24 protein-coding genes are annotated in these 26,104 nt (G+C 71.5%); 15 read left to right on the top strand and 9 right to left on the bottom strand.

The window, feature by feature from the left end; genetic code table 11:
• Nucleotides 1–135 precede the first annotated feature (135 nt).
• Nucleotides 136–1,770 (top strand): acyl-CoA synthetase, encoded by a 1,635-nt coding sequence (locus MUY22_RS00370; protein WP_247055751.1) that lies wholly within the window; start codon nt 136–138, stop codon nt 1,768–1,770.
• A gap of 4 nt (nt 1,771–1,774) precedes the next feature.
• Here MUY22_RS00370 and MUY22_RS00365 read toward each other — a convergent pair whose 3' ends face one another.
• A complete protein-coding gene (locus MUY22_RS00365; protein ID WP_247055749.1) occupies nt 1,775–2,716 on the bottom strand; it encodes a hypothetical protein in 942 nt (313 codons plus the stop codon).
• A gap of 390 nt (nt 2,717–3,106) precedes the next feature.
• Here MUY22_RS00365 and MUY22_RS00360 point away from each other — a divergent pair, with 390 nt between their 5' ends.
• From MUY22_RS00360 to MUY22_RS00330, 7 genes are all read left to right on the top strand, one after another.
• Nucleotides 3,107–3,859 (top strand): SDR family oxidoreductase, encoded by a 753-nt coding sequence (locus MUY22_RS00360; protein ID WP_247055747.1) that lies wholly within the window; start codon nt 3,107–3,109, stop codon nt 3,857–3,859.
• Nucleotides 3,856–4,929, top strand: coding sequence for a phosphotransferase family protein (locus tag MUY22_RS00355; RefSeq protein ID WP_247055746.1), 1,074 nt, complete (start codon nt 3,856–3,858; stop codon nt 4,927–4,929). Before MUY22_RS00360 ends, MUY22_RS00355 begins: the two co-directional genes overlap by 4 nt.
• On the top strand, nt 4,930–5,586 hold the full coding sequence (locus tag MUY22_RS00350) for a histidine phosphatase family protein (protein ID WP_247055744.1): 657 nt from the start codon (nt 4,930–4,932) through the stop codon (nt 5,584–5,586).
• A 10-nt stretch (nt 5,587–5,596) separates the two neighbouring features.
• Nucleotides 5,597–6,508 (top strand): SMP-30/gluconolactonase/LRE family protein, encoded by a 912-nt coding sequence (locus MUY22_RS00345; protein WP_247055742.1) that lies wholly within the window; start codon nt 5,597–5,599, stop codon nt 6,506–6,508.
• Nucleotides 6,509–6,685: 177 nt separating this feature from the next.
• Nucleotides 6,686–7,090 carry a hypothetical protein gene (locus MUY22_RS00340; protein ID WP_247055741.1) on the top strand — a complete coding sequence of 135 codons (405 nt, stop codon included), beginning with the start codon at nt 6,686–6,688 and terminating at the stop codon, nt 7,088–7,090.
• Nucleotides 7,083–9,425 (top strand): AAA family ATPase, encoded by a 2,343-nt coding sequence (locus MUY22_RS00335; RefSeq protein WP_247055739.1) that lies wholly within the window; start codon nt 7,083–7,085, stop codon nt 9,423–9,425. Before MUY22_RS00340 ends, MUY22_RS00335 begins: the two co-directional genes overlap by 8 nt.
• On the top strand, nt 9,425–11,026 hold the full coding sequence (locus MUY22_RS00330; RefSeq protein ID WP_247055737.1) for an amidohydrolase: 1,602 nt from the start codon (nt 9,425–9,427) through the stop codon (nt 11,024–11,026). The genes MUY22_RS00335 and MUY22_RS00330 overlap by 1 nt, the downstream gene beginning before the upstream one ends.
• A gap of 15 nt (nt 11,027–11,041) precedes the next feature.
• Here MUY22_RS00330 and MUY22_RS00325 read toward each other — a convergent pair whose 3' ends face one another.
• The 4 genes from MUY22_RS00325 to MUY22_RS00310 are packed head-to-tail and all read right to left on the bottom strand — an operon-like array spanning nt 11,042 to nt 14,802.
• Nucleotides 11,042–11,869 carry an enoyl-CoA hydratase family protein gene (locus MUY22_RS00325; protein ID WP_247055735.1) on the bottom strand — a complete coding sequence of 276 codons (828 nt, stop codon included), beginning with the start codon at nt 11,867–11,869 and terminating at the stop codon, nt 11,042–11,044.
• Complete coding sequence (locus MUY22_RS00320) at nt 11,866–12,558, bottom strand: SDR family NAD(P)-dependent oxidoreductase (RefSeq protein ID WP_247055734.1); 693 nt, start codon at nt 12,556–12,558, stop codon at nt 11,866–11,868. Before MUY22_RS00320 ends, MUY22_RS00325 begins: the two co-directional genes overlap by 4 nt.
• On the bottom strand, nt 12,555–14,057 hold the full coding sequence (locus MUY22_RS00315; RefSeq protein WP_247055732.1) for a benzoate-CoA ligase family protein: 1,503 nt from the start codon (nt 14,055–14,057) through the stop codon (nt 12,555–12,557). Before MUY22_RS00315 ends, MUY22_RS00320 begins: the two co-directional genes overlap by 4 nt.
• Nucleotides 14,050–14,802: a creatininase family protein gene (locus tag MUY22_RS00310; protein ID WP_247055730.1), complete on the bottom strand. Its 753-nt coding sequence runs from the start codon at nt 14,800–14,802 to the stop codon at nt 14,050–14,052. Before MUY22_RS00310 ends, MUY22_RS00315 begins: the two co-directional genes overlap by 8 nt.
• A 48-nt stretch (nt 14,803–14,850) precedes the next feature.
• Here MUY22_RS00310 and MUY22_RS00305 point away from each other — a divergent pair, with 48 nt between their 5' ends.
• From MUY22_RS00305 to MUY22_RS00285, 5 genes are all read left to right on the top strand, one after another.
• Nucleotides 14,851–15,666, top strand: coding sequence for a PaaX family transcriptional regulator C-terminal domain-containing protein (locus tag MUY22_RS00305; protein WP_247055728.1), 816 nt, complete (start codon nt 14,851–14,853; stop codon nt 15,664–15,666).
• Between the two features lie 14 nt (nt 15,667–15,680).
• The gene (locus MUY22_RS00300) at nt 15,681–16,526 is read left to right on the top strand and encodes a tryptophan 2,3-dioxygenase (RefSeq protein WP_256475298.1); all 846 of its coding nucleotides are present in this window, start codon (nt 15,681–15,683) and stop codon (nt 16,524–16,526) included.
• Nucleotides 16,523–17,716 (top strand): kynureninase, encoded by a 1,194-nt coding sequence (locus MUY22_RS00295; RefSeq protein WP_247055726.1) that lies wholly within the window; start codon nt 16,523–16,525, stop codon nt 17,714–17,716. Before MUY22_RS00300 ends, MUY22_RS00295 begins: the two co-directional genes overlap by 4 nt.
• 163 nt (nt 17,717–17,879) lie before the next feature.
• A complete protein-coding gene (locus tag MUY22_RS00290) occupies nt 17,880–18,953 on the top strand; it encodes a Glu/Leu/Phe/Val dehydrogenase dimerization domain-containing protein (protein ID WP_247055724.1) in 1,074 nt (357 codons plus the stop codon).
• On the top strand, nt 18,950–19,753 hold the full coding sequence (locus MUY22_RS00285) for a serine hydrolase (protein ID WP_247055722.1): 804 nt from the start codon (nt 18,950–18,952) through the stop codon (nt 19,751–19,753). Before MUY22_RS00290 ends, MUY22_RS00285 begins: the two co-directional genes overlap by 4 nt.
• Nucleotides 19,754–19,882: 129 nt before the next feature.
• On the opposite strand, the gene MUY22_RS00280 is transcribed toward MUY22_RS00285, so the two are convergent.
• On the bottom strand, nt 19,883–20,827 hold the full coding sequence (locus MUY22_RS00280; protein ID WP_247055720.1) for a LysR substrate-binding domain-containing protein: 945 nt from the start codon (nt 20,825–20,827) through the stop codon (nt 19,883–19,885).
• Between the two features lie 84 nt (nt 20,828–20,911).
• On the opposite strand from MUY22_RS00280, the gene MUY22_RS00275 reads away from it, so the two are divergent.
• On the top strand, nt 20,912–21,859 hold the full coding sequence (locus MUY22_RS00275) for an MBL fold metallo-hydrolase (protein WP_247055718.1): 948 nt from the start codon (nt 20,912–20,914) through the stop codon (nt 21,857–21,859).
• Between the two features lies 1 nt (nt 21,860).
• Here the strand turns inward: MUY22_RS00275 and MUY22_RS00270 are convergent, their stop codons facing one another.
• From MUY22_RS00270 to MUY22_RS00260, 3 genes are all read right to left on the bottom strand, one after another.
• On the bottom strand, nt 21,861–23,093 hold the full coding sequence (locus MUY22_RS00270; RefSeq protein WP_247055716.1) for an FAD-binding protein: 1,233 nt from the start codon (nt 23,091–23,093) through the stop codon (nt 21,861–21,863).
• 119 nt (nt 23,094–23,212) lie between these two features.
• A complete protein-coding gene (locus MUY22_RS00265) occupies nt 23,213–23,401 on the bottom strand; it encodes a DUF5302 domain-containing protein (RefSeq protein WP_247055714.1) in 189 nt (62 codons plus the stop codon).
• A gap of 82 nt (nt 23,402–23,483) precedes the next feature.
• Nucleotides 23,484–24,440 (bottom strand): helix-turn-helix domain-containing protein, encoded by a 957-nt coding sequence (locus tag MUY22_RS00260; RefSeq protein WP_247055712.1) that lies wholly within the window; start codon nt 24,438–24,440, stop codon nt 23,484–23,486.
• A gap of 136 nt (nt 24,441–24,576) precedes the next feature.
• On the opposite strand from MUY22_RS00260, the gene MUY22_RS00255 reads away from it, so the two are divergent.
• Nucleotides 24,577–26,049: a carotenoid oxygenase family protein gene (locus MUY22_RS00255; protein ID WP_247055710.1), complete on the top strand. Its 1,473-nt coding sequence runs from the start codon at nt 24,577–24,579 to the stop codon at nt 26,047–26,049.
• Nucleotides 26,050–26,104 lie beyond the last annotated feature (55 nt).

The following is a 26,104-nucleotide window of genomic DNA, read 5'->3' as shown; positions in this document are numbered from 1 at the left end:
CCACCACCGACAGTTTCGGCCGGACCACGTCTGGTGCGGGGGCGACGGGCTTGGTTTACTGTCGAGTAGCCCCCATACCGCCGGTACGTCGTGCCGTCGGCGTGGGTCTCTTCCCGCAGCAACGGAGGTGCCCGGATGAGTCTGGTCGCGCTCGCCACGCAGGTGGCGGACAAGGTGGCCGAGACGGCGCGCAGTGTCGACGTGATGCGGCGGGCCGGGCTGGTGCCCTTCCCCCGCGTCGACGAAGGCCTCCGGTCCCTGGTCGCGATTCGCAAGTACGGGCCGTTCGCCGGCGCCAACCACATCTCCGCACGCCGCGACCCGACCGCCGTCGGCATCGTCGACGAGGTCGGCCCGCTCACCTACAAGCAGCTCGACGACCAGTCGAACGCGCTGGCCCGGGCCTGGTCGGAGCGCGGGATCAAGCCCGGCCAGGTCGTCGCCGCGCTGTGTCGCGACCACCGCGGCCTGGTCCTCACGATGGCCGCGGCCGGCAAGCTCGGCGTCCGCCTGCTGCTGATGAACACCGGCTTCGCGAAGCCGCAGCTGGCCGACGTCGCGAAGCGCGAGAACGTCACCGCGCTGGTGTACGACCAGGAGTTCACCGGCCTGCTCGACGCCATGCCGAAGAACGTCGACCGCTACCTGGCCTGGGTGGACGACGGCAGCGACCTGTCCGACCGGGACGTCCCGGTACTCGCCGAGATCATCGCCAGCACCGACGACCGGCCGTGGCCCGCGCCGGCCAAGCCGGGCGGGTTCGTGCTGCTGACCAGCGGCACCACCGGGACGCCGAAGGGCGCGCCGCGGCCGCACACCTCGGCGCTGGCCTCGGCGCAGTTCCTCGACCGGATCCCGCTGCGCGCCAACGAAGCCACGTACATGGGTGCGCCGCTGTTCCACGGCACCGGGCTGTCGCAGTTCATCCTGTCCTTCGCGCTCGGCTCGACGGTCGTGATGCGCCGCAAGTTCAGTCCCGAAGAGACACTGCGCGGGGTGGCCGAGCACAAGTGCACCGCGCTGGTGCTCGTGCCGACCATGCTGCAGCGCATCGTCGACCTGCCGAAGGACGTCCTCGGCAAGTACGACACGTCGTCGCTGCGGATCGTCTTCGTCGCGGGCTCCGCGCTGTCGCCGGACCTCGGCAACCGCGCCAACGAGGCGTTCGGCCCGGTCGTGCACAACCTGTACGGCTCGACCGAGGTCGCCGTGGCCACCGTCGCGACGCCGGAGGACTGGGTGAAGGCCCCGGGCACGGTCGGCCGCGCGCCGGTCGGCTGCAAAGTCGCGCTGTACGACGAAAAGGGCGGCCGGGTCACCGAGCCGCACGTCACCGGCCGCGTGTTCGTCGGCAGCGGGCTCAGCTTCGGCGGCTACACCGACGGCCGCCACAAGGAGATCATCGACGGCCTGCTCTCCAGCGGCGACGTCGGCCACTTCGACGAGGACGGCCTGCTGTTCATCGACGGCCGCGACGACGAGATGATCGTCTCCGGCGGCGAGAACGTGTTCCCGATCGAGGTGGAGAACCTCCTGGTCGAGCGCGAGGACGTCCTGGAGGCGGCGGTGATCGGCGTCGAGGACCCCGAGTTCGGCCAGCGGCTCAAGGCGTTCGTCGTCCTGGCCGACGGCGCGGACCTCGACGTCGACGCGGTCCGCGACTACGTCAAGGCGAACCTGGCGCGCTACAAGGTGCCCCGCGACGTCGAGTTCCTCGCCGAGCTGCCGCGCAACGCGACCGGGAAGGTGCTGCGCACCAAGCTTTCCTGAGCCGCTACTCCCAGTCGATGCCGAAGACGCCGGGGCCGAAGTCGAGGGCCACGGCGTGCACGCCGTCCGCGCCGTCCAGCTTCAGCGGGCGGCGCGACATCGAGCCGGCGTTGTCGTTGCGCGAGTACTGCCAGCAGTGCCCGGGCGCGGTGCCCGGCGCGAACCGGACCTCCAGCAGGTATTCGCGCACCGGGCGGCGGAACTCGCGGTAGTGGGTGTTGCGGCACTCCGGGTACGGCGGCCCGCTGTTGGTCAGGGTGTACTCGATCAGGTGCGTCTCGCCGCGGTCGATCGGCTGGTCGAAGACGAGCTCGGCGACGACGAGGCCGTGCTTCTCGTCGACCTCGGCGCGCCCGACCCGGCAGTTGCGCACCGCGTGCAGCTCCGGCGGCCCGGCGGCCGGGTCGTCCTGGGTGTAGACCAGCAGCCAGCGGTCCAGGCCGTCGGTGCCGGCCTGGAAGACCGCGCGGGCGGTCACCGAGCGCTGGCCGCCGTCCTCGGCGATCTCGCAGAGGTCGTGCAGCCCGACCATCTTCAGCGGGTGCTGGCGCTCGAGCGCGTCCGGCGCCCCGACCTTGGCGAGCATCGGCAGCAGCACCTCGCGCGGGAACGACATGGGCTCGCCGCCGGCCTGGCGCTTCCCGGCGCCGCCACGGGGGCGCGGCGGGGGCAGCAGGCCGAGCAGGGACCCAGCGGGCACGTCGAGGATTTCTTCGAGGCTGCGCACCGCCGACAGGGAGCTCTGCCGCTCCGGCTGTCTTTTGCCGGACTGCCAATAACTGAGCGCGGTGACGCTGACGACGACGCCACGGGCCCGCAGCCGGGCCTGGATGCGGTCGAGGGAGAGCCCGCTGGTGGCGATGGCCGCGCGCAGCCGGGTGGCGAACGCGGTGCGTTCACCTTCCTGACCGCCGCTCACCACGTGGTCCGCCGTGCTGCCCGCCATTGCCGATCCGACCCGCCCCGTGCCGTCCCCCGACGATCCCCGACACGGTGCACGTTAGCAGGATTCCGGGCATGATCCGCGTCCCTCTTCACGGGGGTGCTCGATCGCTCCGGACGTGCGTCCACTCGGGCGAACGGGCTAGTACTGGCAACTGTGAACCATTGCCCCGGCCTGGGCGGACGCGCTTGTATGACTTGCCTGCGCCGGTGGCTCCGCCTCCCCCTCACGGCCCACCCGGGCGCAGGCGAACCGGCCGCGTGAGCGGTTCCGGCTCCGGTTCACCCGGCCGCGTTGTGCGACCGGCCGGTGTGGCCGCGCGATGACCGGTGGCCCGGCGACGCCCCCAGCGCCGGGCCACCGGTCTTATTACCACCGGGTAGCATCCGGTCCATGACGCTCCGGAAGAACATCCTGATCACGGGCGCGAGCAGCGGCTTGGGCGAGGGCATGGCCCGGCAGTTCGCGGCGAAGGGACGCAACCTCGCGCTGTGCGCCCGGCGCACGGAGCGCCTGGAGAAACTCGCCGCCGAGCTGACGGCGGCCCACCCCGGGATCAAGGTCGTGACGCGCACCCTGGACGTCACCGACCACGACAGCGTCTTCCGCGTCTTCGCGGAGTTCCGCGCCGAGCTGGGGTCCCTCGACCGGGTGATTGTGAACGCCGGGCTCGGGAAGGGGCAGCCGGTCGGCAAAGGCCGGTTCGACGCCAACCGCCAGACCCTCGAAGTCAACTTCGTCGCGGCCGCCGCGCAGATCGAAGCGGCCGCCGGGATCTTCCGCGAGCAGGGCGCCGGGCACATCGCCGTGGTCTCGTCGTTCAGCGCGATCCGCGGCCTGCCCGGCAACCTCACCGCGTACGCCGCGTCGAAGGCGGGCATCTCGACGTTCGTCGACGGCACCCGCGCCGAGCTGAAGCGCAAGGGCATCGCCGTCACCGACATCCGGCCGGGCTACATCGAGTCCGAGATGAACGACCGGATCGGCAAGAACCCGTTGCTGGCCAAGGCCGACGCCGGGGCCCGCGCGCTGGTGAAGGCGATCGAGGCCGAGGGTTCGCGGGCCTACGTCCCGGCGTGGCCGTGGGTACCGCTCAGCCTCGCCATGCGCGTCGTGCCGATCTGGATCCTGCGGAAGTTCGCGTGAGCATCAACAGCACCGACAGCACGGTCGACGTCCGTGCCGAGGACGTCTTCGACGCCTCCGCGGTGCACGAGTGGCTGGCGGTCCGCGTCGAAGGCCTCGGCGGCGAACCACCGCGGGTCCGGCAGTTCCCCGGCGGCGCGTCGAACCTGACCTACCTGCTGACCTACCCCGGCCGGGAGCTGATCCTGCGCCGCCCGCCGGCCGGGCACAAAGCCGCGTCGGCGCACGACATGCGGCGTGAGTACCGCGTGCAGCACGCCCTGAAGCCGGTGTTCCCGTACGTGCCGAAGATGCTCGCCTTCGGCGACGACCCGGTCGTGCTCGGCGGCGACTTCTACGTCATGGAGAAGCTCGACGGCCTGATCCTGCGCGGCGACCTCCCCGAGGGCATGACGCTGGCGCCGGAGCAGGCGCGCGAGCTGTCCGGCAAGGTCGTCGACCGGCTGGTCGACCTGCACGCCGTCGACGTCGAACGCGCCGGGCTGAGCGACCTCGGCAAGGGCGCGGGGTACGTCGAGCGGCAGATCCGCGGCTGGTCGGAGCGGTTCACCGCGGCGCGCACGGACAACGTCGGCGACTTCGCCGAGGTGCGCGAGTGGCTGGCTTCGAACCAGCCCGGCGAAGTGAAGATCTGCCTGATCCACAACGACTACCGCCTCGACAACCTGGTGCTGGACGGCCCGTCGACCCTGAACATCACCGGCGTCCTCGACTGGGAGATGGCGACGCTCGGCGACCCGCTGATGGAGCTGGGCAGCATGCTGGCCTACTGGGTGGAGGCCGGCGACGACGACGTCATGCAGGCCAGCCGCCGCCAGCCGACGCACCTGCCGGGCACGTTCACCCGCGAGGAGTTCGTCGCGCACTACGCCGGGAAGACCGGCCTGGAGATCGGCGACTGGCGGTTCTACGAGGTCTACGGCCTCTTCCGGCTCGCCGCGGTGCTGCAGCAGCTCTACCGGCGCTACCACGACGGCGCCACGCGCAACCCGGCGTTCAAGGACTTCTGGCGGTTCGTCGGTTACCTCGACTGGCGCTGCCGCGAGATCATCGCGAAGGGGAAGGTGTAAGTGGGCGCGATCTACCTGGTCCGGCACGGACAGGCGTCGTTCGGCGCGGCGGACTACGACGCGCTGTCCCCGCGCGGCTTCGAGCAGTCCACTGTGGTCGGTGCGGAGCTGCTGCGCCGCAACGTCTCCTTCAGCCAGGTCCGGTCGGGCACGCTCGCCCGGCAGCGCGACACCGCGGCGACGGCGTTGAAGGTGCTGGGCACCGACGTCCCGGTGGCCGAGGACCCGCGCTGGAACGAGTACGACCACGTCGACATCGCGCGGCACCACGCCGGCGGCGCGCCGCAGGAGGATTCCCGCGCGTACCAAGGGCTTCTGGACGCGGCGCTGACGGCGTGGACCTCGGCCGACGCCGGCGGGCCGTGCGCCGAGACGTGGCCAGCGTTCCTCGCGCGCTGCCGGGACGCGCTCTCGGACCTGGTGGCGGCGCTGGGCAAGGGCGAGCACGCGGTCGTGTTCACCTCCGGCGGCGTGATCGCCACGATCTGCGGCCTGCTCATGGGGACTCCCGAAGCCGGGCTGCTCAAGCTCAACCGCGTCACCGTGAACGGCGGGATCACGAAGCTGGTGTCCGGCCGCGGTGGCGTTACCCTGTTGTCTTTCAACGAGCACCCGCACTTCGAGGCCGAAGCGGCTTCGCTGCTGACCTACCGGTAGGAGACGTTCGATGCGGTTCGGCGAGGTCACGGTCATCCCGGTCAACGGGCACGGCCCGGAAGACGTCGTGGTCGACGGCGAGGGCCGGATCTACGCCGGCGTCGACGACGGGCGCATCCTGCGCGTGTCCCCGGACGGCCGGCGCATCGACGTCATCGCCGATACGGGCGGACGGCCGCTCGGGCTGGAGCTCTACGGCGAGGACGAGCTGCTGATCTGCGACGCGCGGGCGGGCCTGCTGGTGGTGCCGCTCGCGGGTGGCTCGCCCGCGGCGCTGGCGACGTCGGCGCTGGGGCTCGACTTCGTGTTCTGCAACAACGCGGCGGTCGCCGCCGACGGCACGGTGTACTTCACGGACTCCTCCCGCCGCTTCGGCATCGACAACTGGCGCGACGACCTGATCGAGCAGACCGGCGGCGGCCGCCTGCTCCGGCGCTCCCCGGACGGGTCGATCGACCTGCTCCTCGACAGCCTCCAGTTCGCGAACGGCGTGGCACTGGCCCCGGACGAGTCGTTCGTGGCGGTGGCGGAGACGGGCGCGTTCAGCGTGTCCCGCGTCCGGCTCGCGGACGGTCACCGGGACGTGCTGATCGAGGACCTCTGGGGCTTCCCGGACAACATTTCGACGGGCTCGGACGGGCTGATCTGGATCACCCAGGCCTCCCCGCGCGTGCCGGCGCTGGACGTGGTGCGCCGGATGCCGGCCTTCCTCCGGGCCGGCGTCCGGGCGCTCCCGACGTCGCTGCAGCCTCGGCCGGGCCGTGAGGTGGGAGTCCTGGGCGTGTCGGCGGACGGCAAGGTGGAGCACGAATTGCGCGGCGAGATCGACGGCTTCCACATGCTGGTGGGCGTGCGCGAGTGGCAGGGCAAGCTGTACTTCGGGTCGCTGGAGGAAGACGCGATCGCGGTGACCCGGCTCTGACCCGGTCGCCGGTTTGTCACGATGAATCCCGGCTGGGTGTCATTCCCGGTCCGGCGAAAATTGTTTTCACTCGAAAGGTTGCTGACGATCACGAGTGAGCGTGCCCTAGAATTCGCTCGCTGATCGAATTGCGCGGTCGGCATTCTTGATCTTCGGAATCAGGAATGGGTGGCGCCCATGTCCCGGAAGACGGCGAAGTTCGTCGCCATCGGTGTGGCGTGCCTGATCGCGGGGATTCTCGTCGTCGTGTCGGCGATTCTCCGCAGCGGGAACCTGGACGCGGCGGACAAATGGGCGAGCGTCATCGAGGTGTACCTCAACATCGCCGCGCTGGTGGTCGCGGTCGTGGGCGTGTTCACGGGCCTGTTCCTCGGCCGGGGTCGCAGAACCGCTTCGGGGACACGCCAAGTCATCACGGCTGATGGTGGCGCGACAGTCGACGCCCGGCGCGCGCAGCACGTGTCCGGAGCGCCCGCGACCGACGTCGACCAGACCATCGCCGGAACCGCGCGCAGCACTGTCCACGCCGCCGATGCGCAGATCGTGAATGATGTCGAAGATGTGAATGGTTCGGATGCCTGAAGCCTTTTCCCGGAACCGGGACGCCATCGTCGACGCCATCCTGGACAACTACACCAGTCCTCATCTGGTCGGCGGTCCGTTCGGCGCCGGCAAGACCTGGTTGCTGAGCAGGCTCGAAGAATGTCTCGAGGCCCGCGGATACCTCGTCATCCGGGCGGCGGTCCCGTCGGCCGCGGATCCGGACGACGGGATCGGCCGGACGTTCGACCGGTTCCGGCAGACCCTGGACTTCGTCCGCCGGATCGGAGAGCGGCTGAGGCACTCCGGTCACCCTCGGCTGGCCAAGGCGACGGCCACCCTCACCCGCAAGGCCCAGTTCACCCCGGTGCACTTCGAGCAGACCATCGCGGCCTCGGGTCGTTCGACCGTGAACGCGGCGGGTGCCCAGGGGATCCACTTCCAGTGGGGTGACCACCTCGGCGGGCTCGACGGGGCGTTGCGCGATCACGTCGTCGAGGCGATCACGCGGGCCGGCCGCCGGCGGCGGGTCGCCCTGCTGGTCGACGACGCGCAGCACCTCGACGCGAGCGGCGGTACGGCGTGGCTGCTGGAACTGGTACGGGCGCTCGGCGGCGCGCTGGTCGTGGTCGCCCGCCGCGGCGGTGGTGCCGACACGGCGCTCGGGCACGTGTGCCGCGTGCACGCGCTGGGCCCGCTGTCTCGCGATGACGTCGCGGCCCATCTCGCCCAGCGGCTCGGCCGGGGTGTCCGGCCGGCGCTCGTCGACGACGTCTGCTTGACGACCGGTCGCCTGGCCTGGGGCGTCGGCGTGCTGGCCGAGGGGCTGGCCCGTGAACCCGCCGAGGGCGGCGGGCGGGCGGTCGTCCCGGCGGGTCCGGTCGAGCTCGACGAGCTCATCGGCCGCGTGCTGGCGGCCATGCCCAAGGAGCTGCGGAGCGCGCTCGACCACCTCGCGGTGCTTCGCGAGTTCGACCGGGCGACGGCGGTGCACATGCTGGGCGCGGACGGCACTCCGGCCGGCCGGGCCGAGGTGCTGCTGGACGAGCTCGTGGACGCGCTGCTGGTGGAAACCGACGTGGCCCGCGAAGACCCGCGGGCGCGCTCGGCCGACGTGACCCACCCGCTGACGGCGCTGCGCCTGCCCGAACTGGTCCGGAAGGTCGCCTGCGCGAGCGTCCGCGCGCGGCGTCCGGACGGGCTGGCCGAGCTGCACCGGCGCGCGGCGGACTTCTGCCAGTCCGCGGTGGACGCGGCGAGCGTCGCGGCCGGCGACCCGTTCGCCCACTGGTCGGCGATCGAAGGCGGGCTGTCGCAGCGCTATTTCTCCGAATGGGTGTACCACGTCGCGCACGCCGAACCCCGGCTGCGGGCGGGGACCCGCGACAAGATCATCCGGTGGTACCTGGAAGGGTTCTTCTGGTACGAGTGGAAGGTCCCGCACTGGTTTTGCTCGCGGCTGCTGAGCTACTGCGCGGAGATCCGGCGGACGAACACCGACGTCGAGTGGCTCGACTGCCTGACCACGTTGCACCAGAACTATCCGCGCGGGTGGCGCAAGGAGGCTCCGCCGGAGGCGTGGCGACGGGCCATCGACGCCCTCACCCACCTGCGCACCGTCGTCCGGCGGCCGGCCGGGCCGCCGGCGGAGGTGACCGACGACGGACAGGTCTTCGCTCTCGCGACCCACCTGCTCGCCGAGTGCTTCCACTTCGTGGGCACCAACCCGGAGGTCGCCGACGAGCGCTACCTCGAGGCGGCGGAGTGGTACGTGAGCGACTACAACAGCTGGAACCGGCGGTACACGTGTCTGCACCGGCTCGAGCTCGCGGTCCGGCACGGCCTCCGTGAGGTCGGCTTCGACGAGCTCGCCGAGCTGCTCGGTTACGCCAAGGACGTCGGGGACGTCGAGATGTTCTGCTTGGCGCTGCGGGTTTCCGCCGACGCCCACCTCCGCCGCGGCGAGCTCGGGCACGCGGCGGCGAAGACGGCCGCGGCCACCCTCCACGCGCTGGCCTACCAGGCGAAGCAGCTCCTGCTCCAGCAGATGAACGACTTCCCGGACGGCTACACGCGCGAGGTGTACCTGGAAATGATCGCGCGAACCGAGGCACTGGTCGCCGAGATCAGGCAGCGGGACACCGCGTTCGCCGCGCGGGTGGAGAAGTCGGTGGTGGACCTGTTCGCACCGTTCTGGGAAGGTGGCGACGACTGTGCCGGCGGACGCGAAACGCTGCTGCCCCCTCCGCCGTCGGATCGCGAGCTGGGTGTCGTGGACAGCGGGTACGTGCGGCGGGTGCGCTGGCTGGTCGAGCTGCGGAACCGGTACCTGTGGCGGGTGGACGTCGACCCGGCGGAGTTCGGACTGGAGGCGTGATGACGACGGCATTCACGAACGCGGCGGTCTGGCCGGGGACCGGTGGCGTCCGCGAGGCCACGGTCCTGGTCGGCGGGGACAAGGTGCTCGCCGTCCTGGATCGCGGGGAGCCACTGCCGGCCTCGGCGAGCGTGGTCGACCTGGACGGCGGTGCGCTGCTGCCCGCGTTCGGGGACGGCCACGCCCACCCCGTCTTCGCCGCGCTGGAAGACGATGGGCCCGCGGTGCGGAGCGCACGAACCGTCGAGGAGGCGGCGGAAGCCGTCCGGGTCTTCGCCGCTGCCGACCCGGACGCCGAGTGGGTCGTCGGCGCCAGCTTCGACCGGTCGATCACCCCGGACGGAACCTTCGACGCTCGCTGGCTCGACGCGGTGGTCCCCGACCGGCCGGTGGTCCTGCGGGCCAGCGACTACCACACGGTGTGGTGCAACACGGCCGCCCTGCGCGCCGCCGGAATCGACTCGGCCACCCCGGAGCCGGCGCTCGGGCGCATCGTGCGCCGCGACGACGGCTCCCCGATGGGGACGCTGCTCGAGTGGGGTGCCTGCGACCTGGTCCTGGACCTGGTGCCGCCGCCGTCACCCGCGGCGATGCGCCGGGCCGTCGCCGCCGCGAGCGCACGCTGCGCCGCCGCCGGGCTCACCTGGGTGCTGGACGCCTGGGTCGACCTGGAGTCGGGGGCGGTCGACGCCTACGTCGACGCCGTCGCGGCGGGCGAGTGCGCCACCCGCTTCGACCTCGCCTTCCGGATCGACCCGCGCGCGTGGCACGAGCAGGTGCCGCTGGTCGCCGCGGAGCGGGCGAGAGTCGAAGCCGCGGGTCTCGGCGACCGGCTCAGAGCGCGCACGGTCAAGTTCTTCGCGGACGGGATCATCGAGAGCTCCACCGCGGCGATGCTCGACTGCTACTGCGGTCACTCCGGGGACCGCGGTATCCCCATGTGGGACCCGGACGAGCTGGCCGCCGCCATGGCGGCCTTCGACGCGCTGGGGATGCGCACCCACGTGCACGCCATCGGTGACGCCGGGGTGCGCGCCGCGCTGGACGCCGTGGCGCGGGTCACGCGCGGCAACCCGGCGTGGGACCGCAGGCCGACGATCACCCACTTGCAGCTGGTGGACCCGGCCGACGTGGCTCGGCTGGCGAGCACCGGCGTCATCGCCAACTTCCAGCCGTATTGGGCGCAGTGGGACGATTTTCAGACGAACCTGACCGCGCCGCGGCTGGGCGAGCGGACCGATCGGCAGTACGCGATGGCGACGGTCCACGCCGGCGGAGCCCGGGTCTCGTTCGGCAGCGACTGGCCGGTGAGCTCGGTCCGGCCGCTCGACGGCCTGCGGGCCGCGGTCACCCGCAAGAGGCCGGGGAGCGCCGGCGCGTCCTGGTGTCCGGACGAGTGCCTGACGATCGGCCAAGCGTTGACGGCTTATACCGCGGGCGCGGCGTACCAAGCCGCCGACGAAGCCACGCGCGGCCTGATCCGTCCCGGCATGGTGGCCGACTTCGTGCACCTCTCGGCGGATCCGTTCGCCGTGGAACCGGAAGCGCTGGACGCCATCGAGGTCCGCGGCACCTGGCTGGCCGGTCACCAGGTGGCGTGAGCTGCCGGGTCGTCCCTAGCGACCCGTCCAGCGGGGCTCGCGCCCGGCGGACCAGGCCGCGTAGAACTCCTTGTGGTCCTTCGCCGTCATCAGCAGCGCTTGGGTCATCGCTTCCAGCTCGATCGCGCTGCCCAGGTCCATGTCCAGCTCGCGGGTCAGCAGCACCTTCGTCGTCGCGTACGCCAGGGCCGGGCCGTCCGCCAGGCGGCGGGCCAAGGCGGTGGCGGCGGCGGGAAGTTCGGAGTCGGGAACCACCTGTGTGGCCAGGCCGATCTCGGACGCGCGAGAAGAGGACACCTTGTCGCCCAGGATCAGGAGTTCCGTGGCGCGGCCCAGGCCGACCAGGCGCGGCAGGAGGTACGCCGAGCCCATGTCCGCGCCGGCCAGGCCCACCTTCGTGAACAGGAACGCGAACTTCGCCGACTGCGCCAGCAGCCGGAAGTCGCTCGCCAGGGCGATCACCGAACCCGCGCCCGCCGCGACGCCGTTGACCGCCGCGATCACCGGCAGCGGGCACTCGCGCAGGGCCTTCACCACCGCGCCCGTCATGCGCGTGAACTCGAGCAGCTCCGCCGTCTCGAACTTCTGCAGCTCGCCGATGATCTCCTCGACGTCGCCGCCCGAGCAGAACCCGCGCCCGCGCCCGGTGATCACCAGCACCCGGACGTCCTCGTGCTGCGGCAGCTCGATGATCAGGTCGCGCAGGTCGGCGTAGACGTCGAACGTCAGCGCGTTCAGCTTCCCGGGCCGGTCGAGCGTCACCGTGGCGACGCCGTCGGCCACCGTGAACTCGAAGTGCTCCCACTCCTTCGTGAGCGGTGCGGTCGCGCGGAACGGGCTCATAGCTGGATTCCTCCGCCGTCGAGTACGAGGGTCTGGCCGTTGATCGCGGCGGCCTCGGGGGCCGCCAGGAAGGACACCGCGAACGCCACTTCGTCCGGTTCCAACAGCCTGCCGAGCGGGGACGCCGCCGCCAGCGCGGATTCGGCGTCGTCCACTGAACGTCCGGTGCGCTCCCGGATCCGGGCCACCGAGGTCGCCGTCATGTCCGTGCGGACGAACGCCGGGCAGACCGCGTTCGCCGTGACGCCGGTGCCGGCCAGCTCCGCCGCGACGGCCCGCATCAACCCGGCCGCCGCGTGCTTCGACGCCGTGTAGCCGGCCGTGTAGCGGTAGCCGACGTGCGACGCCGTCGACGCCACCGTGACGATCCGGCCGCGGTCCCGCGAGCGCATCCCCGGCAGCACCGCGCGGGTGCACAGGAACGCGCCGGTCGCGTTGACCTCGAGCTGCTCGCGCCAATCGTCCAAAGTGGTCCGGGAAAGCGGTGCGCTGGAAGAGATCCCGGCGTTGTTCACCAGCACGTCCACGGGCCCCGCGGTCGCGAAGTACTCTGCAACCGCGTTCTCGTCGGTGACGTCGCACTCCGCGCGGCCGGGCGCCAGCACGGTGTCTCCGGCGGCGCGGAACCGTGCGGCGATCGCCGCGCCGATGCCGCGTGTGCCGCCGGTGACCACGACCAGGCGGCTCACGGGCGGGCCGCCAGTGCGCGCCGGTCGAGCTTTCCGTTGGCGGTGCGGGGAAGTTCGGTCACGAAGACCACCTCACGGGGATACTTGTGCTTGGCCAGCCGGGCCCGGACGTGATCCTTCAGCTCGTCCGCGGGCACCGGCGCCCGCACCACGACGTACGCGCGCGGCACGACCAGCCCGTCCACCTCGTGGCCGACGACCGCGCAATCGGTCACCGCCGCGTGGCCGAGCAGGCAGTCCTCGATCTCACCCGGCGCGACGAACACGCCGCCGACCTTGAGCAGCGCGTCGGCCCGGCCGTGGTGCCGGAAGTACCCGTCCGTGCGGCTGAACAGGTCACTCGACGTGAGTGTGTCGCCGTCGAACGTCTTCGCGGACTTCTCGGCGTCGCCGTGGTACTCCAGCGCGATCGTCGGCCCCGACACCCGCAACGGCCCGATTTCGCCGTCCGGCAAGGGATTCCCGAGTTCGTCGACGACCTGCGCGGTGTAGCCGGGCACCTCGGTGCCGAGCGTCCCGACCCGAACCGAGCCGGGCCGGTTCGACAGGTAGATGTGGTACGCCTCGGACGACCCGATGCCGTCGACCACCGGCACGCCGAACGCCGCGTCCCACTTCCGGTGCAGCTCGGCGGGCAGCGCCTCGCCCGCCGACGTCGTCATGCGCAGGCAGCTGAGGTCCTGCTCCGCCGCGGCCGGGTGCGCGATCATCGCGCTCATCATGGTCGGCACGTTCACCAGCACGCTCGGCCGGTACCGCGCGATCAGCTCGAACATCAGATCCGCCGTGCTGCGTTCGGGGAACGCGATCCCGGCCGCGCCGACGCCGAACGGGAACAGCGCCACCAGGTCGCGCGCGTACCCGAAGAACAGCTTGGGCACGGCGAGGACCCGGTCGTCCTCACGCAATCCGAGCACCTGGACGGCGTACCGTTCGAAGCTCTCTTTCGCACTCCGCAAGGGATGCACACACGCCTTGGGTGCGCCCGTGCTTCCCGTGGTGAACTTCCAGATGCCGACGTCGTCCAGCGTGGTCGGCGCGGCTTCGAGTTCGTCGGACGCGGCGTCGAGCAGTGTCCGAAAAGGACGCTCGCCCGGCAGCAGTTCACTCTCCGGCACTCCGGTGACCAGCAGGTTCCGTGCACCCGCCTCGCGGAGCGCGGGCAGCGTGACGGCGTCCGCGATGACCGCGACGGCCTCGGTGTAGCCGAGGTAGTACGCGTAGTCCTTGGGCTGCAGGAACGGGTAGACCTCGGCGGTGACCGCGCCGATCTTCTGCGCGCCGTACCACGTGGCGACGAACTCCTCGCCGTCGCTCAACGCCAGCAGCACCCGCTGTCCACTTCGGACACCGGCGTCACGCAGCACGTTCCCGGCCTGGTTCACGAGGCGAGCCAGCGCCGCGTAACCGACCTCCCGCGAGCCGACGAACAACGCGGTCCGATCCGTTGCCGCGTGCCGGTCGACGAAGTAGGACGCGAGGTTGAACGGCTCAGGCACGGGCCAGCTCCCGGATCGCTTCCACCAGCAGATCGGTCAGCACGGAGAACGTCTCTTCGCCCTCTTCCGCCGTCGCTTCGGCGGGCTTGCCGCAGTAGGCGTCGGCCATCCCCATTTCGACGAAGCCACCATCGGACGGCGCCGAAGCCAGGCTGACCGGCACGTGCGGCAGCTCCCGCATGACGGCCTGGTCGACCAGCTCGGGCCGGTCGGCCAGCACCAGCGACGTCTCGTACCGCCCGGCGTGGCACTCGCCCGACCGGAACTCCTCGGTGAGGCGCTGCGCGTGCCGCCGCCGGACCAGGTCCAGCAGCGCGACGTGCCCGGCGTAGGCGAAGTTGAGCGTCTCCACCGCACGCCGCAGGGTGACCAGGTGCGCGGGCTCGAAGTGGTTGTTGACCAGCAGGATCCTCGGCAGTCGCTGGCCGATCAGCGCGGCGCCGACGTCCACCAGCAGCGCGTGCAGCGTCTCCTCGCCGACGTGGATGCCGCCGGCGAACCCGGCCGCGAACCGCGTCACGCCGTACGGGATCTCCGGGAGGATCAGCACCCGGACGTCGTCGTCGGCGGCCAGCCGGGCGGCCGCGCGCTCGCACATCCCGCGCGAGATCAGCGGGTCCGTGCCCAGCGGCGCGTGCGGGCCGTGCGGCTCGACCGCGCCCAGCGGGAGCAGCAGCACCGGGACACGCGGGCCGTCCGAAAGGGCGCCGACCTGGGGCGAGCTGAGGTCCGCGAAGTACGTCACGCAAATCAAGCTACACCGCAGCGGCCTGAGGTGTATAGAGTTGCGCCCGTGCCCGTCGACGCCTTCGAAGCCAGCCCCCAGGAGCTGGTCGTGACGTTGCTGGGCAGCTACGTCCACCCGCGCGAGACGCGCCGGGTGTGGTCGGGCGGCCTGGTCGCGGTGCTCGCCGAGCTGGGCTTCTCCGACGGCGCGGCCCGGATCGCGCTCACCCGCCTGGTGCGGCGCGGCCTGCTCACGCGCCACCGCGAAGGCCGCACGGTGCACTACTCGCTGACCCGCCGCACGGTCGCCCTGCTCGCCGACGGCGACCACCGGATCTTCTCCCTCGGCCGCCGCGAGCGCGCCGCGGGCGAGTGGACGGTGCTGTGGCAGAGCATCCCCGAGACCCGCCGCCAAGCCCGCGAACGCCTGGTGCGGCGGCTGCGGTTCCTCGGCTTCGGGCCGTACGCGGACGGCACCTGGATCGCTCCGCACGACCGCGAGGCCGAGGTGCTCGCGCTGCTCGGCGAGCTGGACGTCACCGAGCACGCCGGGCTGCTGCTCGGCCGGCCGTCGGCCGCGCTCGACGTCCGCCGGTTCGCCGGGCGGGCCTGGGACCTCGACGAGCTGGCCGCGCGCTACACGGCGTTCGTCGAGCAGTTCGGCGGTTACTGCGGCAAGGAGCTGGCCGACGCGACCACGTTCGACGTCCGCACGCGGCTGGTGCACACCTTCCGCGCGTTCCCGTCGCTCGACCCGGAACTGCCCGCCGACCTGGTGCCCGCACCGGATCACCGGGCGGCCGCGGTCGAGTTGTTCCACGATCTGTACACCGCGCTGGCCCCTGCGGCCCAGCGCCACTTCGACGAGGTGACCAAGGGATGACCGATCAAGATGCAGTGGGGGGGTCCAGGGGGGCTCGCCCCTCTGGCGGGGTCCGGGGCTCGGCCCCGGAAGACACGGCCGCCAAGACCCAGGAAGCGCTGAGCTACACCTCGTACCTGGCGCTGGACGAGGTGCTGGGTGCTCAGCGGCCGCGTTCCGAGGAGCACGACGAGCTGCTGTTCATCGTGATCCACCAGGTGTACGAGCTGTGGTTCAAGCAGATGCTGCACGAAGCGACGTACCTGCAGGAGTGTCTCGAAGCGGGCACGACCGCGCACGCGATCCGCACCGTGCGGCGGATCCTGTCGATCCTCAAGGTCGCCGTCGCGCAGATCGACGTCCTCGAGACCATGACGCCCAGCCAGTTCACCAGCTTCCGCACCCGGCTGGACGCTTCCAGTGGCTTCCAGTCGGCCCAGTTCCGGGAGCTGGAGGCGGTGCTCGGGCGCCGCGACGAGCGCGTCTTCGCGCACTACCCCGAAGGCGGCGAGCAGCGGAAGGGCATCGCCGACGCGATGGCGCGGCCGTCGTTGTTCGACTCTTTCCTCGCGTACCTCAAGGCTTCTGGCTACCCGGTCGAGTGTGATCGAGACGTCACTCGACCGGTGGAGCCCTCCCCGGCCCTGCAGGCGATATTGCTGGACATGTACCGCGACGACGGCGGCCCGTCGGTCGTCGCCGAATGTCTGGTGGATCTCGATGAAGGGATGCAGGAGTGGCGCTACCGGCACGTGAAGATGGTCGAACGCACCATCGGCGACAAGACCGGGACAGGGGGCTCGTCCGGCGCGACTTACCTGCGTACCACGCTCTTCCAGCCGATGTTCCCGGATCTCTGGGCAGTACGGAGCCGATTGTGACCTCGCTCGACGACCTCCGCGCGGACTCGAACGCCCTGGCCGCGCACTACACGCGGTTCTCGGTGCGGGAACGCCTCCTGCTTTCCGGGCACTCGCACCAGGCCTGGCCCGACGTCGCCGAAGAAGGGCTCCTCGAGTCCTTCGCCGACGCCGCCCGGGACGTCGACCTGAAGTGGGAGCGGGCCTTCGCGAAGGCCGACGAGCTGCGCGCGGGCTTCCGCCTGCTGCTCGGCGACCCGCACGGCGAGTACGCGCTCGGCGCGAGCACCCACGACCTGGTGCTGCGGTTCCTGTCCGCGATGGAGCTGCCCCGAAGACCACGGCTGGTGACCACCGAAGGCGAGTTCCACACGTTGCGCCGTCAGCTCGCGCGCCTCGAAGAGGCGGGCGTCGAGGTCGTGCGCGTGCCGGTCGAACCGGTGACGACGCTGGCCGAGCGCGTCGCCGCCGAGGTCGACGACCACACGGCCGCGGTGCTCGTGTCGGCCGTGCTCTTCGAGACGTCCCGGCTGGTCCCGGGCCTCGCGCACCTCGCCGACGTCTGCCGCGACCGCTCGATCGAGCTGGTCGTCGACGCCTACCACGCGCTCGGCGTGGTGCCGTTCCCGCTGCACGACCTGGGCCTGACCAACGCCTGGGTGCTCGGCGGCGGGTACAAGTACCTGCAGCTGGGCGAGGGCAACTGCTTCCTCCGGCTGCCCGCGCACGCCCAGGAGCTGCGGCCGGTGATCACCGGCTGGTACGCCGAGTTCGGCGCGCTCGCCGACGAACGGCGGCCCGGCGGGGTCGCCTACGCCATGGGCGGGGACCGGTTCGCCGGCGCCACCTACGACCCGGCGAGCCACTACCGCGGCGCCCGCGTCCAGCGGTTCTTCGCCGAGCAGGGCCTCACGCCGGCGTTCCTGCGCGAGGTGTCGCAGCACCAGGTGGGCCTGCTCGCGGACGTCTTCGACAAGCTCGCGCTGCCCGAGGGCGTCGTCACCCGCGACCGCGAGACGCCGCTCGGCCTGCTCGGCGGCTTCCTCTCGCTGCGGTGCGCCGACGCCGGTGCGCTGCAGGCCGCGCTGGCCGCGCAGGGCGTCCGCACCGACAGCCGGGGGCCGTACCTGCGCTTCGGCCCGGCGCCGTACCTCTCCGACACACAGCTGGAGACGGCGATGGGCACGCTCGGCGCGGTGGTGCGCGGCTGAGATTACCGGTCCGTATCGCGGGACCTGTACTGGTCCGGCGAGCGGCGGCGATCTAGGTTGATGCCGGGAACCCGTGGGCGGACGACCTCCGCGTTCGGTCCCGTCAACCATCGAAGCGCGTCCCGGCCACGAACCGGACGCGGGAGACAAAGGAGTCACCACCGTGACCGAAGGAGTGTTCGCCCGGAGCTCCGGGCACGAACAGGTCGTGTACTGCCACGACGAAGCCAGTGGCCTGAAGGCCATCATCGGCATCTACTCCACGGCGCTCGGTCCCGCACTGGGCGGGACGCGCTTCCACCCCTACGCCACCGAAGCCGACGCGCTCGACGACGTGCTCGCGCTGTCGAAGGGCATGGCGTACAAGAACGCGCTGGCCGGGCTCGACCTCGGCGGCGGCAAGGCCGTCATCCTCGGCGACCCGAAGACGCTCAAGTCCGAAGCGCTGCTGCGCGCGTACGGGCGCTTCGTGCAGTCCCTGGGCGGCCGTTACATTACCGCTTGCGACGTGGGCACGTACGTGCACGACATGGACGTCGTGGCGCGCGAGTCCCGGTTCGTCACCGGCCGTTCGCCCGAAGACGGCGGCGCCGGCGACTCGTCCGTGCTGACCGCGTTCGGCGTCTTCCAGGGCATGCGGGCCTCGGCCGAGCACCTCTGGGGCAGCCCGGACCTGGCCGGCAAGCGTGTCGGCGTGGCCGGCGTCGGCAAGGTCGGGCACATCCTCGTCGGCCATCTGGTCGAGGCCGGGGCGCAGGTGACGATCACCGACGTCTACGCGCCCGCCATCGAGCGCACTCTCGCGCTGTACCCGGACGTCAAGGCCGTGTCCGATGTGGACACCCTGCTGCGCGCCGAGCTGGACGTCTTCGCGCCGTGCGCGTTGGGCGGCGTGCTGAACGACGACACCGTGCCGGTGCTGGGCGCGCGCATCGTCTGCGGCGCGGCCAACAACCAGCTCGCGCACGCGGGCGTCGACAAGCAGCTCGCCGACCGCGGCGTGCTGTACGCGCCGGACTACCTGGTCAACGCGGGCGGCGTGATCCAGGTCGACGACGAGCGCCACGGGTTCGACTTCGCGCGCGCCAAGCGCAAGACCACGGCGATCTTCGACACGACGAAGGCCGTGTTCGCGCTGGCCGACGCCGACGGCGTCCCCCCGGCGACGGCGGCCGACCGGCTCGCCGAGCGGCGGATGGCGGAGGTCGGCCGGCTGCGGTCCATCATGACCGTGTGAGTCTTTCTTCTCTGTTCGAGGCGGTGGGCGTGCGGGGTTTCCTGCACGTCCGCCGCCTCGGTTCCTCCGCTTGTGTGGGTGTGGACGCCGATGAGCCGGTCGTCCTGGCGTCGGTGGTGAAGGTGGCGCTGGCGTTCGAGTTCGCCCGCCAGGTCGAGGCGGGCCTGCTCGACCCGACGGACCGCGTCCGGGCCACGGCCGCGGACCGCCTGGGCGGCAGCGGCTCGGCCGGCTTCGCCGACGACGTTTCGTACAGCCTGCGGGACGCGGCGTTGCTGGCGTTGTCGGTGTCCGACAACACGGCCGCGGACCTGCTGTTCGACCGCGTCGGCGTGGAGAACGTCCGGTCACTGCTGGCCGAGCTGGGCCTGACCCGCACGACGATCATCGGCGCCCCACGCGACCTGCTGCGCACGATCATCGAGGACACGTCGGCGGGCGTTCCGCTGCGAGCCCTGGATCCCCTGCGTACCACGGCAAGCACCCCACGCGAGATGACCGGCCTGCTGTCGGCGATCTGGAGCGACGACGTCGCCGGCGCCCAGGTCCGCGAGTGGCTTTCGGCGCAGGTCAGCTGGCACCGCCTGACGGCGGGCTTCCCGGCCGACGTCGCGGTGGCGGCCAAGACGGGCACGATGCCGGGCATCCGCAACGAGATCGGCATCGCGACCTACCCGGACGGAGTGTCGTACGCGATCGCGGTGTTCACGGTAGGCGGAGCGGAAACGTTGCGCCGCCCGGACATTGACCGAGCCATCGGCGACGCAGCCCGGGCCGCGGTGGATCAGCTGCGCTCGTAGCTGTTGTCCACAGCCTCGTCGTGATGTGGACAACCAAGCCGCTCAGCGGCTTTCCGAGCGGTCTCGTCGGGGCCCGCCGATAGACTGGACAGGGGACGCCCCCCAGGGATGGGTGGGGGACTGCCGTCGTCAGCCGCGGTCGTAGAAGACGTCCCATGGCCGGGCGCCGCTCGGATCCGGGGGCACGATCCGTGAGACCCCGTCGTCCCGCAGCACCTCCGCCGCGATGTCCGCCAGCGTCGCCGCCTGCGGGTGCGGGCTCGACGACGGCCAGGCGAACGCCATCCGCGCGTCCAGTTGCTCCCGCAGCGGCCGCCACACCACACGCGGTTCCTTGCGCGCGGTCGGTTCGAACGCGACGCCGTGCCCGGCCAGGACCAGGCCCAGCGCGAACTCCGGGTTGCGTGCGTGCCGCACCGCCGCCGGGCGGAAGCCGTGCTCCCAGCACGTGCGCAGCAGTGCGTCGTAGCTGCCGGGCGCCGCCGCTCGTGGGGCGTGCACCAGGCCCTCGCCCGCCAGGTCGGCCAGCGCCAGCGACGAAGCGCGGGCCAGCGGCGAGTCGCGGGGGAGGAGCACGCCCAGGGGTGTGTCGATCGCGGGGCCGAGGTCGAGCCCGACGACGTCGACCGGCAGCTGCAGCAGCCCCGCGTCGAGTTCGCGGTCGGCCAGCAGCCGGGTCTGCTCGGCGGTGGTCAGCTCCTGCAGGTCGAGGCGGACGCCGGGGCACCGCTCGGCGAACGCCGTGAGGATCGTGGCCAGCACCCGGCCCGGCAGCTCCGGCGGCACGCCCGCGCGCAGGGCGTCCAGCTCGCCGCGCTCGGCCTTCGCGACCAGCGACGTCATCCGCTCCCAGCGCGCGAGGAGGTCCCGGGCCTCGGTCCGCAGCACCTCGCCGGCCTCGGTCAGCGTGACGCGGCGGCCGCGGTCGAACAGCTTCGCGCCCAGCTCGGCTTCGAGGCGTTTGATCCGCTGGCTCAACGGCGGCTGCGCGATGCCGAGCCGGTCCGCGGCGTGCCCGAAGTGCAGTTCCTCGGCGACGACGAGGAAGTACCGCAGCGAACGGAGGTGGTCCACGCTGCGATGATAGCTGTTTACATATCGATATGCCGACGGATCGATCTTGGACAGCGGCGCCGGACCCGTGATCGGGTGGCGGCCATGGACACAGGACTCAGCAGACGCGGGCTGTTCGGCGCGGGCGCGGCGGCGGCCACGATCCTCGCCGGGGTATCGACGGCTTCGGCCGCCACCAGGAGGACGTCGCGGATGACGTTGCGGTGGTGGGGGAACAACAGCTGGGAGATCCGCGTGCCGGGCTCGGCCGGCACGAAGACCATCCTCATCGACCCGTGGCTGACCCGGTTCAAGACCGGGACGTACACCCCGCAGGGCGCGGACCCGAAGACGCCGCTGTCGGTGAACGAGGCGCTGATCGACGCTTACCTCGACCGCGGCGAGTTGCGCGCGGACCACATCCTCGTCACCCACGGCCACTACGACCACCTCACCGACGTCCCCTACCTGGCCAAACGCACCGGCGCGACGGTCTTCGGCACCGAAACCCATTTGAGTCTCATGGCCGCCCTCGGCGCCCCGGAGGACCAGCTCGCGATCGCGCACGGCGGCGAGGACCTGACCTTCGACGGCTACTCGATCCGGATCTTCCGGTCCCTGCACTCGGCGACGGGCGACCGGGCGCGGGTGCCGTTCCCCGGCTCGCGCCCGTTGTCGCGGCGTGACAAGCCGAAGGTCATCGAGGACCTCTACGAGGGTGGCACGCTGGCCTACCAGGTGACGGGCGGCGGCGCGAGCGTCCTGGACTTCGGCGGCTCGAACTACGTCGAGTCCGAGCTGGCCGGCCTGCGCCCGGACGTCGTCCTGGTCCCGGCGGGCGGCGCGAAGGTGACGCAGTACGTACCCCGGCTGCTGCGCACCCTGGGCCACCCGCGCTACGTCGCCCCCACGCACTGGGACGACTTCGACCTCCCGCTGGGCCAGGCGAAGGACCCCAACGGCGGCCTGGAGATCCTGCGCGCGGCGGTGACGGCGGCGAGCCCGGGGAGCGCGTTCGTGGTGCTGGACCACCTGGGCTCGTTCACGCCGTGAGCTACTCCCCGAAGACGTGCCTGCGCAGGTACGGGCTGCGGAAGGCGCCCCGCGGGTCGAGCTCCCCGGCCAGCGCCCGGAACCGCGGCAGCTCCGGGTAGCGCTCGGCGGCCCACCCGTCGCCGTGGAAGACCTTCCCCCAGTGCGGCCGGGCGCCGAAGGGGGCCAGCCGCTCCTGGATCAGCGGCAGCAGCGCCGCGACCGCGTCCGGCTTCGGCTGCCAGGTGAAGTGGATGCCGACGCGGTCCCCGCCGTGGCACGGGCTCAGCCACAGGTCGTCGCCGGCGACCGTGCGGATCTCGGACACGTGCAGGGCCGTGGCCAGCTGCTCGCCGAGCGCGCGGATCTCCCTCAGCGCGGCGACGGCGTCCGCGCGGGGCACGAAGAACTCCGACTGCAGCTCTTCGCCGATGCTGGGCACGGAGTCCAGCCGGAAGTGCGGCAGCCGGTGGTGCCAGGGCCCCGGCACACCCCAGTCGGTGAAGTTCGCGCCCGGCGGCGAAGTCATCCGCGTCCCGCCGTGGAACTCGCTCAGCTCGGGCACGCTCGCGCCCGGGGCGACACGGCGTTTGAGCAGGACCAGGCCCGCGGTCTCGCCAACCCAAGGGGTGAACAGGCTCACGCTGTAGCCGGCGGCCTGCAGCTCGTCGAAGCCGTCGAGCACCGACGACCACGGGATCGCCACGAACCCGTCCTGCTGCACCGAGAACGACGGCGCGAGGTCGAGGGTCACCCGCGTGACGACGCCGAGCGCACCGAGGTTGACCACCAGGCCGGGGAAGATCTCCGGGTCTTGCGAGCGGGTGTAGCGGCGCAGCGTGCCGTCGGCGGTGACCAGCTCGAGGCCGGACACCGCCGCCGAGAGGTTGCGGACCCGCTCGCCGGATCCGTGGGTGGCGGTGGCGACGCTGCCGGCGACCGTGCAGTGCGGCAGCGACGCGAGGTTCTCCAGAGCGAACCCGGCTTCGTCGACGGCCTCGACGAGGTCGCCGTACCGGGTCGCCGCGCCGACGGTGACCGTGGCCGCGGCGGCGTCGACGACCGTGGGGACGTCGAGGCCGGCCAGGTCGACCAGGACACCACCGGGGAAGTCGGCGACGTCGTTGAAGGAGTGCCGGGTGCCCAGCGCCTTGACCTTCGGTGCGTCCGCCACCAGCTTCTGCAGCTCGTCGACACTCGACGGCCGGGCGATCCGGTCCGCGGCGAAGTGGTGGTTGCCCGCCCAGTTCTTCATCTCCGCACGGTATCCGGGGCGCGTGCGGGGCGGTGTCGCTCGGAGCGAAGACACGGGAAATCCCCGGAACACGCCGAAGGCCCCCACCGCGAGCGGTGGGGGCCTTCGGCGGCGAGATCTCAGCCGCTCTTGCGCCGGAACGTGCGCTTGTTCGCCGCCGGGCCGTGGGCGTGCTGGTTCTTGCCGCCACCGCTCTCGTTCGACGCACCGGAGCGCGCGTGCGCCTGCTTGCGCTCGAGCGCCTCGCGGAACTTGCGCTTGACGTCGTCCTCCTCCTCGCCGCTGGGCGAGGGATTCGGTTCACTCATGCTTACCTCCGGAACTGACGACGTGTGACCACTCCAGCCTGGCAGTGGCCGGAGCGAATGGCGAGTCGATTAGGTCACGCCGTCACCGTTTGGGCGTCGGTACTCCGCCGAACTGCACCGACTTGCGGGTCAGGGGACGGCCGCAATGGTCGCACAGGAGCATCGGCCGCAGCCGGTTGCCGCATTCGACGTGGTTCAGCGTGATGTCGGGCTCCTGGCCGGTGACCTCGAACCCGCGCGACCACTCGGCGATGAACGCCAGTGCGGGGAAGAACGCCAGGCCCTTCGCCGTCATCCGGTAGTCACGCGCGTCCGTGCGCGTGGCCGCCGTGCCCGTGCGCAGCACGCCGACCTCGACGAGCTTGCTCAGCCGGGCCGACAGCACGCTCGGCCCGATGCCCAGCTCGCGTTCGAACTCCGAGAAGTGCCGCGCGCCGAGCAGCGCCGACACCAGCAGCCCGGTCGACCAGCGGTCGCCGAGCAGTTCCATCGTGTCCGGGAAGAACATCAGCGGGTCGCCGGCCAGACCTTCGGCGTCCTTGCGGCGAAAGCGCTTGGACGCCGTCGCGGCGGCGACGCCGGTGCTGTCGAGGCGTTCGGCGCGGACGTCGCGCGCGTCCACGCGGCGGCCGCAGGCGCCGCACCCGAGGGGCGCTGATGTAGTCAGCTCGCAGTCGAGGTGGATCAGCGTCGGCAGCACCTCGCGGCGGCCGTCGACCCACTCGCGCTCCCAGGCCCAGATGGAGATCAGCAGCGGCCACAGCTCGAGGCCCCGCTCGGTGAGCCGGTACTCGTGCCGGGTCCGGCGGGCGTCCCGGTACGGCACGCGCGTGAGCAGGCCCGCTTCCACCATGTCGCGCAGGCGCCCGGAAAGCGCGGTCGGCGAGATGCCGAGGCGCAGGCGCAGCTCTTCGTACCGCCGGAAGCGCAGGAAGAGGCTCTGCAGGATCAGCAGCGTCCACTGGTCACCGACCAGTTCGAGTGCCCTGCGGAGCGGATCGCCCGCTGGGCGCACCCGCTGTGCAGTCGCTTCCGTCACGTGTTCCCCCTTGTTACATCGGCGCCCAGCGTACACCTGGCTACAGGAAAAGAAGCCTATTGACACCTGGCTACACAAATCATAGTCTCGTCTCCATCAGCCAGCGCGGTGAGCCCGAGAACCAGGGAGAAGCCCGATGACCAGCACCTCCGAACAGCCGCTGATGGTGGCCCGGACGGCGGACGGCGACGAGGCCAACCCCTACCTCCTGGGCGTCTACGCCCCGGTCGGCACCGAGATCGACGCCGAAGACCTGCAGGTCATCGGCGAGATCCCGAAGGACCTCAACGGCGTCTACCTGCGCAACGGCCCCAACCCGCGGTTCGCCCCGGAAGGCCGCTACCACTGGTTCGACGGCGACGGCATGATCCACGCCGTCCACCTGGAGAACGGCAAGGCCCGCTACCGCAACCGCTGGGTCCGCACCAAGGCCTTCGAGGCCGAGTCTGAAGCCGGCAAGGGCCTCTGGACCGGCGTCATGGAGAACCCGAAGGGCAACCCGTTCGGCAACGGCCACGGCCTGGGGCTGAAGGACAACGCCAACACCGACGTCGTCTTCCACCGCGGCCGCATCCTCGCCACCTGGTACCTGTGCGGCTCGCCGTACGGCGTCGACCCGCTCTCCCTGGAGACGCTGGGCGCCGAGGACTTCCTCGGCACACTGGTCGGCGACATGATGGCCCACCCCAAGGTGGACGAGGCCACCGGCGAGCTGTTCTGGTTCGACTACGGCCCGCGCCCGCCCTACCTGCGCTACGGCGTCATCAGCGCGGACGGCCAGGTCGTCAGGACCACCGAGATCGAGCTGCCCGGCCCGCGGCTGCCGCACGACATGGCCATCACCGAGCACTACGCGGTGCTGATGGACCTGCCGCTGGTCCAGGACATCCAGGCCGCGAAACAGGGCCGCCACAAGCTGCACTTCGACCGCTCGATGCCGAGCCGGTTCGGGGTCATGCCACGCTACGGGGAAGGTAGCCAGATCCGCTGGTTCGAAGCCAGCCCGTGCTACATCTACCACGTCGTCAACGCCTGGGAAGAGGGCGACGAAGTCGTCCTCGACGTCTGCCGCGTGAGCAAGCCGCAACCGCGGGCCGACGCGCACACGCCGCTGGCGAAGATGCTGTCCTACCTGCGGCTCGACGCCCAGCTGCACCGCTACCGCTTCGACCTGCGGACCGGCGCGTGCACGGAGACGCCGCTCGACGACGCCAACACCGAGTTCCCGACCGTCGACGCCCGGGGCGTCGGCGCGCGGAACCGGTACTCCTACACGGTGCACATCTCGCCCGAGTCGACGCTGAAGTTCGACGGGCTCGTGCGCTACGACAATCTTGCCGGCTCCAAGACCGAATACCGGTTCGGTCCCGGCCGGTGGGGCAGTGAGGCGCCCTTCGCACCCCGCGATGGCGCATCCGTCGACTCGGCGGACGGTTATCTGGTGACGTTCGTGCAGGACGAGCGGGATGGCCGCTCGGAACTGGACATCTTCGACGCCGCCGATCTCGCTGCCGGACCCGTGGCCAGGGTCCTGCTACCCCAGCGGGTGCCACTCGGATTCCACGCGACGTGGGTCCGGGCGGACCAGCTGGACAGCCTCCGCGCATGAGGTGCCATCGAGAGGGTCGTGCCCGGGATCTCCGGGCACGGGGATGGTGGGGTGC

The organism is Amycolatopsis sp. WQ 127309, from assembly GCF_023023025.1.
In the GTDB taxonomy this organism is placed as follows: domain Bacteria; phylum Actinomycetota; class Actinomycetes; order Mycobacteriales; family Pseudonocardiaceae; genus Amycolatopsis.
This window is presented reverse-complemented; position numbering and strand designations above follow the sequence as displayed.

What these genes read in the sequence shown, in the direction of transcription:
- MUY22_RS00275 (WP_247055718.1), top strand. Translation starts at nt 20,912, where the DNA reads ATGGACACAGGACTCAGCAGACGCGGGCTGTTCGGCGCGGGCGCGGCG.
- MUY22_RS00255 (WP_247055710.1), top strand. Translation starts at nt 24,577, where the DNA reads ATGACCAGCACCTCCGAACAGCCGCTGATGGTGGCCCGGACGGCGGAC.
- MUY22_RS00270 (WP_247055716.1), bottom strand. Translation starts at nt 23,093, where the DNA reads ATGAAGAACTGGGCGGGCAACCACCACTTCGCCGCGGACCGGATCGCC.
- MUY22_RS00370 (WP_247055751.1), top strand. Translation starts at nt 136, where the DNA reads ATGAGTCTGGTCGCGCTCGCCACGCAGGTGGCGGACAAGGTGGCCGAG.
- MUY22_RS00365 (WP_247055749.1), bottom strand. Translation starts at nt 2,716, where the DNA reads ATGGCGGGCAGCACGGCGGACCACGTGGTGAGCGGCGGTCAGGAAGGT.
- MUY22_RS00265 (WP_247055714.1), bottom strand. Translation starts at nt 23,401, where the DNA reads ATGAGTGAACCGAATCCCTCGCCCAGCGGCGAGGAGGAGGACGACGTC.
- MUY22_RS00360 (WP_247055747.1), top strand. Translation starts at nt 3,107, where the DNA reads ATGACGCTCCGGAAGAACATCCTGATCACGGGCGCGAGCAGCGGCTTG.
- MUY22_RS00325 (WP_247055735.1), bottom strand. Translation starts at nt 11,869, where the DNA reads ATGAGCCCGTTCCGCGCGACCGCACCGCTCACGAAGGAGTGGGAGCAC.
- MUY22_RS00345 (WP_247055742.1), top strand. Translation starts at nt 5,597, where the DNA reads ATGCGGTTCGGCGAGGTCACGGTCATCCCGGTCAACGGGCACGGCCCG.
- MUY22_RS00330 (WP_247055737.1), top strand. Translation starts at nt 9,425, where the DNA reads ATGACGACGGCATTCACGAACGCGGCGGTCTGGCCGGGGACCGGTGGC.
- MUY22_RS00340 (WP_247055741.1), top strand. Translation starts at nt 6,686, where the DNA reads ATGTCCCGGAAGACGGCGAAGTTCGTCGCCATCGGTGTGGCGTGCCTG.
- MUY22_RS00335 (WP_247055739.1), top strand. Translation starts at nt 7,083, where the DNA reads ATGCCTGAAGCCTTTTCCCGGAACCGGGACGCCATCGTCGACGCCATC.